Here is an 11,674-nt window from a genome sequence, read left to right on the forward strand (position 1 = left end):
CCTGACTGACATGACCGACAACCGCCTCAACGGCATCATCCGCGCCTTCGAAGCCGGCAAGCCCGCCTTCACCTGCTTCGCCAAGGTCGACAAGCTGACCGCGCAGGAAATGACCGACGCGCCTTACGATGGCGTGGTGTTCGAGATGGAGCACAACCCCTACGACGTCGCCGGGCTGGGCGATGCGCTGCAGTACATGCTCAACCGCAAGAAGATCGCGGAGAGCGGCTCGGTCGCCCCGGCGGTGACGCCGATCGCGCGCATTCCGGCGAACGGCGCAGAGATGAACCAGTTCCAGGCCAAGCAGGTGCTGGATCGCGGCGTCTACGGCGTCATCACCCCGCACGTGTCGACGGTCGAGCAGGCCTACAACATGGTCGCCTCGTGCCGTTATGCGAAGCCCACTGGCGCGGCGCTCTACGAGCCCAAGGGCATTCGCGGCGACGGCCCGGCCACTGCGGCGCGCTACTGGGGTCTGACCCAGCCCGAATACTACGCCAAGGCTGATGTCTGGCCGCTGGCTCCGCATGGCGAGCTGCTGGTGGGCATGATGTGCGAGAGCCCCGAGGCGATCGAGAACCTCGACGATATCCTGGCCAACGTGCCCGGCATCGGCTTCGTGCTGATCGGCGAGGGCGATCTTTCGCAGGCACTCGGCTATCCGCGCCAGTACGAGCACCCCGAAGTGCTCGACGCGATGCGCCGCATCGTCGAGACCTGCAAGAAGCACAACGTGGTGGTCGGCAACCCGCACACCAACGCCAAGAACGTCGAGCGCCTGATCGGCGAAGGCTATCGCTTCCTGATGTCCGCCCCTTCGCGCAGTTATGGCGTTGTCGGGCAGGGCCGCGAACTGGCGGGGTACTGAGCCATGGCCGAAGCGAACCCCAACCCCGAAGCAGGCGAGATGACCGGCGCACAGACGCTGGTCAACACGCTGGCCGACAATGGCGTCGACGTGTGTTTCGCCAATCCCGGCACGTCCGAGATGCACTTTCTGGCTGCGCTCGACAATCCGCGCATGAAAAGCGTGCTGTGCCTTTACGAAGGCGTGTGCACCGGCGCGGCGGACGGCTGGTATCGCATGAAGGAGACGCCCGCCTCCACGCTGCTGCATCTGGGGCCGGGGCTCGCGAACGGCCTGTCGAACATCCACAACGCCAAGCGTGCCTCCTCGGGCATGGTCAATATCGTGGGTGAGCATTCGGCCAGCCACCTGAAGTACGACCCGCCGCTGACCTCGGACATCGAGGGCCTTGCGCGTCCGCTCAGTCACTGGGTGCGCCGCGCCGAAAGCTCGACGACGATTGCCTGGGATACCGCCAGTGCGGTGGCGAAGGCCAGCGAGCACCCCGGCCAGATCGCCACGCTGATCCTGCCCGGCGATACCGCATGGAAGGCCGCCGGTCCCTCGAAGGTGCCGACGGGCCTTGGTCGTCCGCGCACCGCGCCCGATCAGGCGCGGGTCGATAACGTGGCGCGCGTGCTGCGCTCGGGCGAACCTGTGCTCATCATTCTGGGCAACCGCGCCACGCGCGGGCAGGCGCTGGCGCTGGCGGGCAAGGTGGCAGGCGCCACCGGCGCGCGGCTCGGCTCGCAGTTCTTCACCGCGCGTATCGAGCGCGGGGCGGGTCGCACGCCGCTGGAGCGCATCCCTTACGCGGTGCCGCAGGCACGCGCATTCCTGGCGGGCTTCAGGCACATCGTGACGGTGGAAACGAAGGAGCCGGTGGCGTTCTTCAGCTATCCCGACCAGCCCAGCCTGATGAAAGGTCCGGAGACCATCGTCCATTCCTTCGTCGAGCCCGACGAGGATTCGGCGCTTGGCTTCGAAATGCTGATCGAGGCGCTCGGCGGTTGCCGCGAGGCTGCACCGCTGGTGCAGGAACGTATCGAGGCGCCGATCCCTTCGGGCGCGCTGGGGGCCGAGACGATTGCCCATGCGCTTTCCGCCGCGCTGCCGGAAGGCGCGATCCTCGTCGACGAATCGCTCACCACCGGGCGTCAGACGATGGGCCTGACGATGGGCGCGCGTCCGCATGATCTGATCAACAACATGGGCGGCTCGATCGGCTACGGCACCCCCGTTGCCACCGGGGCCTCGCTCGCCTGTCCCGACCGGCGGACCTTCTGCATGGTGGGCGACGGATCGGCGATGTACACGATCCAGTCGCTGTGGACGCAGGCGCGCGAAGGGCTGCCGATCACCACGATCATCTTCGCCAACAACCAGTACGCGATCCTCAAGGCCGAATACACCAACATGGGTGCGGGCACGACGCCGGGGCCGCAGGCGATGGCGATGATCGACATCGACCGTCCGACGATCGACTGGGTGGCCATGGCCAGGTCCATGGGCGTGCCCGGCGTGCAGGTGGATAACGCCGGAGACTTCTACAAGGAAATGGCGCGCTCGGCCGAGATGGACGGTCCCTGCCTGATCGAAGTGAAGCTCTACTGAGAAAAGAGGGGAGAGAGTCCATGACCGATACCAATACAGACGTGCTCACTCTGCGCGCCAACGTGCAGGACTATCCGCAGACCAAGGCGCTGAAGGACGGGCGCGTCTCGTCCGAGATCGTCAAGCTCGACTTCTGCGGCCCGGAAAAGGCGCATAACGGCTTCAAGCCGATGCTGCGCGAAAACGCCTTCGACTGCGGCGAGCTGGCGATCGTCACCTATCTGCAGGCCAAGGCCTACGGCAAACCGTGGGTGATCCTGCCCGCGCCGGTCTCGGGCCGGTTCCAGCACCACTGCGCCGGGTACAACCGCGAACTCGGCCATGTCGCGCCCAAGGATATCGAGGGCAAGAAGGTGGGCGTGCGGACCTATGCGCAGACCACCGGGCTGTGGGTGCGCGGCGTGCTGCAGCACGAATACGGCGTCGATCTGAACAAGGTGACATGGATGACCGGCGGTGACGGGCACCTGCTCGAATACACCGATCCCGACAACTGCGTGCGCCTGCCCAAGGGCTCGGACATCGGCCAGATGATGCTCGATGGCGAACTGACCGCGACGCTTCAGGGTGTCGATCTGCCCAAGGATCCGCGCGTCGAGCGGCTGATCCCGGATCCCTTCAACGCCGCCAAGGACTGGTTCGCGCGTGAAGGCGTGGTGCCGATCAACCACATGTTCGTGGTCCATGAGGATCTCTCGAAGAACCGCCCCGATGTGGTGCGCGAACTCTACCGCATGATCGGCGAGACGCGCGACCTCACCGAAGGCGGGTTGCCCGATCCGTTCCCGCCGATGGGGCTTGAAGCCAACCGCAAGGGCCTGCAACTGGCCATCGACTGGGCCTACGAGCAGAAGATCATCCCTGCGCGCATGAGCGTGGACTCGCTGTTCGACGAGACCACCGGCGCGCTGGGTTAAGGGTTGAATATCGATATATTCGCAGACCGGCGAATACCGGCATCGATCCGCTCTCTTGCCCGGCGTACCTGTGGGACGATGGTGGGAGCGAGCGGATCGGTGCCGGACGGGGCCTGTTCCTTTCCGGAACATGCCTGTGGTCCATCCTGACACTGACGGGCCGGAGTTCCTCTCCGGCCCGTTTTTTCGTGTCGATCTGGCCTGCGACGCAATGACGCGCCCCGCAGGGGTTGGATGGCCTGCGGGGCGCGTCGGCCACCGGGGCCCGCGCTTGCGGGTCTGCCGGGGCGGGGGGTTATTGAGCGGCGCTGCTGGCCGAGTTGCTGCCCGAGCCGGTGCTGGCAGTCGTGGCCTTTTCGCTGCTGACGCCCAGGTTCAACGAACCGCTGGCGCCGTTGCGCGAGGCGGAGCCGCTGCCCGATCCGGTTGCGGTGGTGGTGCGCTTGCCGGTGGTGGCGCTGGCCGAGCCGTCACCGCTGCCGCTGGCCGCAGTGTCCGACGACGTGTCCGACAGCGAGCCGGCGGTATCGCGCAGCTTGCCCGTCGCGGTTTGAGCGCGCTGGGTCGTGGCGGAACGGGCATTGGAGGCCGCCGTGCGGGCGCTGGAGGCGGTGCCAGAAGCAGTATTGGCCGCGCGCGAGGTGAGTGCCGAAGTCGTGCCTGATGTGTCAGGCGCGCTGACGTTGCCCAGCAACCCGCCCGAGGCCGAGCCATTGGCGCTCGAACTCTCCGCCGAGCCGCTGGCGCTGCCAGTGCCCGAACCCGAAGCGCCGGTTTCCGAAGCCGTCGAGGTCAGCGCCGAACGCGCGCCGCTGGCGGTGTTCGCGGCGGCGCTTTTCGCGCTGGAGGTAAGACCCGAGGCATCAGGCGTCGCGGCGCTGCCCGGCAGGTCGCCCGAACCACCGGCCGCGCCGGTCGCCGATCCGCTGCCCAGCATCGAGCTGGCCGAGCCGGTCAGGTTGCCGGTTGCCGAGCGGGTGGCCGAGGTGTCCGAAGTGGTGGGTGTGGCGGTCGAGGACGAGGTGTCCGCGCTGCGGTTATGACGGGTCTTCACCGTCCTGGTGGCGCTGCCGCTCGCGTTCGACGTCACGCTGCGGCCGGTGCGGGTGACGCCGAAGGCGCCGTCGCCGTCCATGGTGCTACCGATCGAGCTGCCCATGCCGCTCAACGTGCCGCCAAAGCCGCCGCCGAGTGCTCCGCCCAATCCGCCCCCGCCAAGGCCCCCGCCGCCCAGCAACTGGGCCTGCGCCACACCGGGCACGGCGAAGATCGCCAGCGCGACAGAGGTGGTGGTGAGAATGGTGGCGAGAGTCTTCCTGTTCATCGGTGTTCTCCTTCTTGCGTCCCTGCCTCCATTTCGGGAGGCTCGGGGAAGGAACGGGTGCCGGTTTCGCTTTCATCCCTCGCTGATGCGATTTTTCGGAAATATTCGCTCAGAGCCCCGAGCGGCAAATGTTGCAGAGCACGCCGCGCCCTGTATTGCGCTGGCCCGCAAGCGCCTCGCCATCGGTCGCGCGCAGGGCTGCGTCTGCGTTCGTACCGCCCTGTCTGCGCGCGGCGATGCGCGAGGCGACCAGCGGAGCGGCATAGGAGGTGCCGCGCAATTCGATGCGGCCTCTTGTGGACACCAGCGCGCTCATGTCGGCACCGGGCGAGGCATAGTCCAGATGGGTCGCGCGACCCGCCTCGATCAGCACGCGGCCCGCACCATCGATGCCGGTGACGGCGATCACGCCGGGGTAGGAGGCGGGGTAGGCAGGGGGCGCTGCGGCGCCGTCGTTGCCTACGGCCGCAACGATCGTCATGCCGCGCTGCTGCGCTGCCGCCACCGCGCGGGCGAGCAGCGGATTGGCTGGGCCGACAAGGCTGATCGAAACCACCGGCACTGTCTCCTGCTGCATCCAGCCCAGCGCGCGGGCGATGGCGAGCGCGTTGCCGCCTGCCGGATCGCTGCCGTAGACATCGGCATCGTAGAGCCGCGCCGTGCCCGCGCCTGCCAGCAGCGAAGCAATGGCGGCGGCGTGGTCGCTGACGCGCGGGGCGCCTTGCGCGAAGCCGCGCTGGGCGACGATCCGGGGCGCGCTCTGCGGAGAGCCGCTTCCGAAGCCGCCGTCGATCACGCCCACGGTGCCGCCGCGCGGCAGGTCGGAAGGGGAGGGGCGGCTGGTCTCGTGGGAGGATGACGTGGAGGCGCCATTGCTCGTCGGCCCACCCGCCGGAAAGTGCAACTGGTCGGCGGAAATCTCGCGGCCCGGCAGCGCCTTGCGCAAGCCATCCACCGCGCGGGCCAGCGGCAGGCCTTCGGGCGTGCGCAGCCGGGCATAGGCGATGTCGAGACCGCCGAGCGTGCCGTTCTCGATCACCGTGTACCCCGCACTTTTCGCCGTCGCCAGTGCGGCGGGATCGGGATCGAGTAGCAGCACTTCGCCGCGCACGGCAGGCTGGTGGTCCTCGTCCCATTCCACGCTGTCCTTGTGCTGGCTGACGAACCGGGCAAGGCGCTGCAGCCGCGCGCGCGCCAGCGAGGTGGCATCGCGCAAGGTATGCGTCAGTGGATCGGCAAGCGGCGAGGCAAGGTCGTCGAGCGCGCCTTTCACGCCGTCGCGCACCTGCCCCAGCGCCGCGCCGGGATCGAGCGTCCCGCCGGTGGGAAGCCCGCTCACCAGTTGCGCGTGCAGCGGGGGGCCAAGCAGCGCGGCGGTCGCGATTGCGGCGGTCATCGTCGCCCATATTGCGGCGCGGCGGCGCATTTGCTTGTCCCTTTCGAAAATTCGTAGCACTCACGGATGAAACGTCATCGTCCCGCCGTTTCATCCTCAGGCAAGACAATTCGATGAGCACAGAAAGTTTCTGCGACGAACTGACCGCCCTGCTGCCGCGTCTGCGGCGGTTTGCGCGCGGCCTTACCCGCGATGCGGCAGACGCGGACGATCTGTGCCAGCAGACGATCGAGCGTGCGCTGCGTGCCTGCCGCCAGTGGCAGGAAGGCAGGCGTCTCGATGCTTGGGTGTACAGGATCATGCGTAACCAATGGATCGATGAAGCCCGCGCCAGAGGGCGCCGTGCGCAGACTTTCGTGGATGAGAGCGAAGGGCTGGCCGTGGGCACCTCGGGCGAGCCCGAGGCGGAAGTGCGGGTGGAGATGAACAATGTCGATCGCGCGCTCGACCGGCTGCCCGCGGAACAGCGCGAAGCGGTGCTGCTGGTGATGGTCGAGGGCTTCGCCTATCGCGAGGCGGCGGAAATCCTCGGCGTGCCGCAGGGAACGTTGACGTCGCGGCTGGGGCGCGGGCGCGAGGCGCTGTTGCGCGAACTGGGAGACGTGGCATGAGCGTGAGCGACAACGACCTTGCGGCCTTCGCCGATGGCGAACTGGCGCCCGACGAGGCGGATCGCGTGCGCGCCGCGCTCGCCGCCGACCCCGCGCTGGCGCAGCGGCTGGAGGCGCAGCGCAAGCTTCGCGCGATGTTGGGCGCCCATCTCGATCCGGTACTGGAAGAGCCGGTGCCGCCTGTCTGGACGGCGATGATCGAGAAGGCACGTGCCTCGAAGGGCGAGGTCGCTGCCGAACCGGAAGCCGAAGCGGCGCCGGTGATCGACTTTGCTACGGCCAAGGCGCAGCGTGAGGCACAGACCGCGCCGCCACCGCGCACCGCATGGCTGTGGCGGGCGGGACCGGCCATCGCCGCCTCGCTGGTGCTGGGCCTGTTTCTGGGCACGCAACTGGTGCCGCGCGGGCAAGTGGTCGAGCGGGGCGGGCAACTGTTCGCGGCGGGGGGCCTCAAGCGCGGGCTCGATACGCAGCTCGCCTCTGCGCAAGCGGATGGTGCGGTGCGTATCCTCACCAGCTTCCGGCGCGGTGACGGCGATTTCTGCCGCGTCTACGAGGCTTCCGCCAGCGCCGGTCTGGCCTGTCACGATCAGGGGCGCTGGGTGCTCGAACGCACGACCGGGCGTGAGGGCCGCGAAACCGGCGAATACCGGCAGGCAGGCTCTGCCGAAGCGGATCTGATGACGGCAGCGCAGGACATGGCGAAAGGCGATCCGCTCGATGCGACGGCAGAGCAGCAGGCTCGTGCGGCGGGTTGGGAAAAGTAGGATGCCGACACCAAGGCCCGCGCGGCGCTTGAGCGTTGCAAGCTGCTGATGCGTCAGCATCGCGGCAGCTTGGCATAAGGTGCGCGCATTTTTGCAATGCGCTGTGTCAATCATTGCGTTTGATCGCGCAGGGGTGTGGAGGCAACCTGTCCCCAGCATGCAACCGATGTTACCCTCTCTCCCTGCCCGGTCGACCGTCGGAGGGGACTTCTCGCAAGTCTCCTACGCGGTCGTTCCGGGGTTTCTCTTCAGGCCGGGGTTTCTCTTCAGAGAGGTTCGGGCATGACAGGTCCGGGCCATCCGCTTTCCGACACCACCCTATCCGCTGCCTCGTCGGCGCCGTTTCGCATCGCCCGCACGCGTGAGGAAATCCTGAGTGCCGCCGCCGCGCGCGGTCTTGCCATCCCTGCCGCATGCCTTGAGGGTGTGGAGGCGAACATGGCGCTGCTGGCATCGCATGCCGCCCGCCTTGCAGATGACGGGAGCCGTGTGGCGTGACCTTCACGGCAAGGCAGATCGCCAGCGCGGTTCGCGCCGGGCGGCTCAGCGCGCGCGAAGTCGTGGAGGGATGTCTTGAGCAGCTCCACGCCGGAGCCGACGATCCGCTGCGCGCCATAACGCGGGTGCTGGCCGAACGCGCGCTGGCCGAAGCCGATGCCGTCGATGCCCTGGTGGCCGAGGGGCGCGATCCGGGGCCGCTGGCCGGAGTGCCTTATGGCGTGAAGGATCTGTTCGACGTGGCGGGCCTTTCCACCACCGCGGGCTCGCGCATCCATGCCGATGCGCCTCCGGCACGCGCCGATGCCGAAGCGGTGCGGCGGATGCAGGCGGCAGGCGCGGTGCTGGTCGCCACGCTCAACATGGATGAATTCGCCTACGGCTTTGCGACCATCAACGCGCTGCACGGCACCACACGCAACCCGCATGACCCGGCGCGTCTGGCAGGCGGTTCCTCCGGCGGCTCGGCGGCGGTCGTGGCCGCAGGGCTGATACCGCTGGCGCTTGGGTCCGACACCAACGGATCGGTGCGCGTGCCTGCCAGTCTGACCGGGCTTTACGGCCTCAAGCCCAGCCACGGCGACCTGCCGCTGGCGGGCGTGTTTCCGTTCGCCGAGAGCTTCGACGATGTCGGCCCTTTTACGCGTGACGCGGGCGATATGGCGACGGTATGGAAAGTGCTCTCGCAGCGTTCCGTCCAGCAAGATCAGGCACCGCTGCGCATCGCCCGGCTGGGTGGTCGCTTCCGCGAGAATGCCGATCCCGATCAGTTGGCAGTGATCGACGCGGTGGCCTCGGGCGCACCGCTGGTCGAGCTGCCCGATGTCGCGGTGGCGCGCTCCGCCGCTTTCGTCATCACGGCTTACGAGGGTGGGCGTCTGCACGAGGCGGACCTTGCGCGCGATGCCATGGCCTTCGATCCGCAGACCCGCGACCGGCTGCTGGCAGGCGCATTGCTGCCCGACGATCTCTACCGGCGCGCGCAGGACTATCGCGCCGAATACTGCGGCCGGATCGAGGCGATCATGGCCGACTGGGACGTGCTGCTCGCGCCTGCCACGCCGTGCGCGGCGCCGCCGATCGCCGATCCGCGCATCCTCGTCGATGGCGAGCTTGTTGCGGCGCGCGCCAATCTGGGCCTGCACACGCAGCCGATCAGCTTTACCGGATTGCCATCGCTGGCTGTGCCGCTCTACCGTCCGGGCAGGTTGCCGCTGGGGCTGCAACTGGTCGGCGCGCCGCTGGGCGAGCCGGCGCTGCTACGCTTCGCGGCAGAGCTGGAATCGCAAGGGGTTATCGGGGTGACTGCGCCCAATCGCGCAGTTACGCTTGAGGTTTGAACGGGGACGGTCAGGGTATGAGCGGGGTCGAGATGGAACGGGAGGCGCACGATACGCCCTCCGCCGATTTGCACGTGCCAGCGGGTGTGCTGGAACGGCGTTTTGCGCTCTCTGCAAGAGGCACCAGCGCGCGCACCGAAGTGCTGGCGGGGATCACCACCTTCCTGACGATGTCCTACATCGTGCTGGTGAACCCGTCGATTCTGGGCACGGCGGGCATGCCGGTCGCCTCGGTGGCGGCGGCGACGTGCTTTGCCGCCGCCTTCGCCTCGATCCTGATGGGCCTTGTCGCCAACACCCCGCTGGCGCTGGCGCCGGGCATGGGCCTCAACGCCTATTTCGCCTTCACCGTGGTCCAGCAGATGCATGTGCCCTGGCCGGTGGCGCTGGGCTGCGTGCTGATCTCTGGCGTCGCGTTTCTGGTGCTGACGGTGACGGGCGTGCGCCAGATGATCGTCGCCTCCATCCCGCCCTACCTGTTCGCGGCCGTGGCGGGCGGCATCGGCCTGTTTATCGGCTTCATCGGCTTGAAGGACGCCGGCATCGTCGTCGCCAATCCGGCGACGTTCGTGGCGCTGGGCGATCTCAAGACGCCGGGACCGGCGCTTGCGCTGTTCGGGCTGGTGCTGATCGGCGCGCTTTCGGTGTGGAACGTGCGTGGCGCCATGCTGATCGGCATCGTCGCGACCACGCTGGTCGGCTGGCTGACCGGGCAGGTCGCGCTCCATGCCGAGCCTTACAGCCTTTCCGCGCTGACCGGCACGCTGTTCAAGCTGGACCTTGGCGGCGTGTTCGGGCTCACCGGCAGCCACGGCCTTGGCCTGCTCGAAATCCTCTTCGTGTTCCTGTTCGTCGATCTGTTCGACAATATCGGTACGCTGGTCGCCGTGACCAAGCGGGCGGGGCTGATGACCGCTGCGGGCAAGATCCCCGGCCTCAACCGCATCCTCATCACCGATGCGGTATCGACCATCGTCGGCTCGATGGCGGGCACCAGCACGGTGACGAGCTATGTCGAGAGCGCGGCGGGCGTGCAGGCGGGCGGGCGCACGGGCCTTACCGCCGTCGTCACCGGTCTGCTGTTCCTCGCGACGATGTTCGTGGCGCCTTATGCGCAACTGATCCCGCTGGCGGCGACCGCGCCCGCGCTGATCATCGTGGGCGGGCTGATGCTGCTGCCGCTGATCGAAGTCGAGTGGGAAGACCCGCTGAGTGCGATCCCCGCGTTCCTGACGGTGGCGATGATCCCGCTGACGTTCTCGATCGCCAACGGGCTCGCTTTCGGCATCACCGCACATGCGCTGCTCAAGCTGGTGCGCGGTCAGCTCAAGACTTCCGACTGGTTCCTGTGTCTTCTGGCGGCGCTGTTCGTCGCCCGCTTCGTCTGGATGGGAGCCGCCTGATGCGCGCCTTGATTGCCTCGCTACTGCTTGCCGCCACGGCGCCGGTCACTCTGGCTCACGCTGCGCCGGTCGCGGCCCATAGCGGCAAGCTCGACATCACGCCGCGTACGCTGGTGATGACTGCGTTCGACCCGGAGTGGAACGCGCTCGCCCCCGCGATAAGGGCGCCGCATGCCTACAGCGTCAACGGCATGACCTTCCTTGCGGGCACGCTGGAAGGCAAGCCGGTGCTGCTGATGCGCAGCGGGGTCAGCGTCGTCAACGCGGCGATGAACACCCAGCTCGCGCTCGACCGCTTCACCGTGAAGCGCATCGTGTTCTCGGGCATCGCGGGCGGTGTCGATCCGCATCTGTCGATCGGCGACGTGATCGTGCCGGACGACTGGGGGCAGTATCTGGAAGTCTCGTTCGCCCGCAAGGATGGCGAGGGCTGGCGTCCGCCCGAAGCGGTTGATCCCGCAGCGCCTGCGAGCTGGCAGTTCATGTTCCCGCGCGGGGTCCGCGTGGGCAATGCTGCCGAGGCGCCGAAGACGCATTACACCATCGCCATGGACCCGGCGCTGCTGACGCTGGCCCGCAAGGTCGCGCCCACCGTCCACATGACCCGCTGCGTCGATGGCGCCGCCAACGCCCGTGCCGACAGTGAACTGTGCCTGCCGCATGACCCGCAGGTCGTGGTCGGCGGGACCGGGGTGACGGCGGGCGTCTACGCCGACAACGCGCAGTTCCGCGAATATCTCTACACCGCGTGGCACGCCCGCGTGCTCGATATGGAGAGCGCTTCGGTGGCGCAGGTCGCCTATGCCAATGCCGTGCCCGCGATCGTGTTCCGCTCGCTGTCGGACCTTGCAGGCGGCGATGCCGATCGGAACATGGAGAACACGTTCGAGCATCTCGCCTCGGCCAATTCGGCCAAGGTCGTGCGCGCTTTCGTGGCAGCGCTTCCGAACTGACCGA

At 67.9% G+C, this 11,674-nt stretch carries 11 protein-coding genes; 9 read left to right on the forward strand and 2 right to left on the reverse strand.

Annotation, left to right across the window (positions count from 1 at the left end; translation table 11 throughout):
• The first annotated feature begins 10 nt into the window (after nt 1-10).
• From AC3EC3_RS00700 to AC3EC3_RS00710, 3 genes are read left to right on the forward strand one after another with little or no spacing between them, the layout of a single operon-like run.
• On the forward strand, nt 11-868 hold the full coding sequence (locus tag AC3EC3_RS00700; protein WP_488487823.1) for an HpcH/HpaI aldolase family protein: 858 nt from the start codon (nt 11-13) through the stop codon (nt 866-868).
• A gap of 3 nt (nt 869-871) precedes the next feature.
• Nucleotides 872-2,461: an acetolactate synthase large subunit gene (locus tag AC3EC3_RS00705; RefSeq protein ID WP_488487824.1), complete on the forward strand. Its 1,590-nt coding sequence runs from the start codon at nt 872-874 to the stop codon at nt 2,459-2,461.
• Between the two features lie 20 nt (nt 2,462-2,481).
• Nucleotides 2,482-3,378: a substrate-binding domain-containing protein gene (locus tag AC3EC3_RS00710; RefSeq protein WP_488487825.1), complete on the forward strand. Its 897-nt coding sequence runs from the start codon at nt 2,482-2,484 to the stop codon at nt 3,376-3,378.
• Between the two features lie 295 nt (nt 3,379-3,673).
• On the opposite strand, the gene AC3EC3_RS00715 is transcribed toward AC3EC3_RS00710, so the two are convergent.
• Nucleotides 3,674-4,702, reverse strand: coding sequence for a hypothetical protein (locus AC3EC3_RS00715; RefSeq protein ID WP_488487826.1), 1,029 nt, complete (start codon nt 4,700-4,702; stop codon nt 3,674-3,676).
• Between the two features lie 109 nt (nt 4,703-4,811).
• Entirely contained in the window at nt 4,812-6,098 is a 1,287-nt protein-coding gene (locus AC3EC3_RS00720; protein WP_488487827.1) for a S8 family serine peptidase, read from the reverse strand.
• Nucleotides 6,099-6,211: 113 nt separating this feature from the next.
• On the opposite strand from AC3EC3_RS00720, the gene AC3EC3_RS00725 reads away from it, so the two are divergent.
• From AC3EC3_RS00725 to AC3EC3_RS00750, 6 genes are all read left to right on the forward strand, one after another.
• The gene (locus AC3EC3_RS00725) at nt 6,212-6,709 is read left to right on the forward strand and encodes an RNA polymerase sigma factor (protein WP_488487828.1); all 498 of its coding nucleotides are present in this window, start codon (nt 6,212-6,214) and stop codon (nt 6,707-6,709) included.
• A complete protein-coding gene (locus AC3EC3_RS00730) occupies nt 6,706-7,476 on the forward strand; it encodes an anti-sigma factor (RefSeq protein WP_488487829.1) in 771 nt (256 codons plus the stop codon). The genes AC3EC3_RS00725 and AC3EC3_RS00730 overlap by 4 nt, the downstream gene beginning before the upstream one ends.
• Before the next feature lie 282 nt (nt 7,477-7,758).
• A complete protein-coding gene (locus tag AC3EC3_RS00735) occupies nt 7,759-7,974 on the forward strand; it encodes a hypothetical protein (RefSeq protein ID WP_488487830.1) in 216 nt (71 codons plus the stop codon).
• Complete coding sequence (locus tag AC3EC3_RS00740) at nt 7,971-9,314, forward strand: AtzE family amidohydrolase (RefSeq protein WP_488487831.1); 1,344 nt, start codon at nt 7,971-7,973, stop codon at nt 9,312-9,314. Before AC3EC3_RS00735 ends, AC3EC3_RS00740 begins: the two co-directional genes overlap by 4 nt.
• A gap of 32 nt (nt 9,315-9,346) precedes the next feature.
• Nucleotides 9,347-10,717 carry an NCS2 family permease gene (locus tag AC3EC3_RS00745; RefSeq protein WP_488489161.1) on the forward strand — a complete coding sequence of 457 codons (1,371 nt, stop codon included), beginning with the start codon at nt 9,347-9,349 and terminating at the stop codon, nt 10,715-10,717.
• Nucleotides 10,717-11,670 (forward strand): 5'-methylthioadenosine/S-adenosylhomocysteine nucleosidase, encoded by a 954-nt coding sequence (locus AC3EC3_RS00750; RefSeq protein ID WP_488487832.1) that lies wholly within the window; start codon nt 10,717-10,719, stop codon nt 11,668-11,670. The genes AC3EC3_RS00745 and AC3EC3_RS00750 overlap by 1 nt, the downstream gene beginning before the upstream one ends.
• Nucleotides 11,671-11,674: the final 4 nt, after the last annotated feature.

It is taken from the genome of Novosphingobium sp. BAM6, from assembly GCF_057784955.1.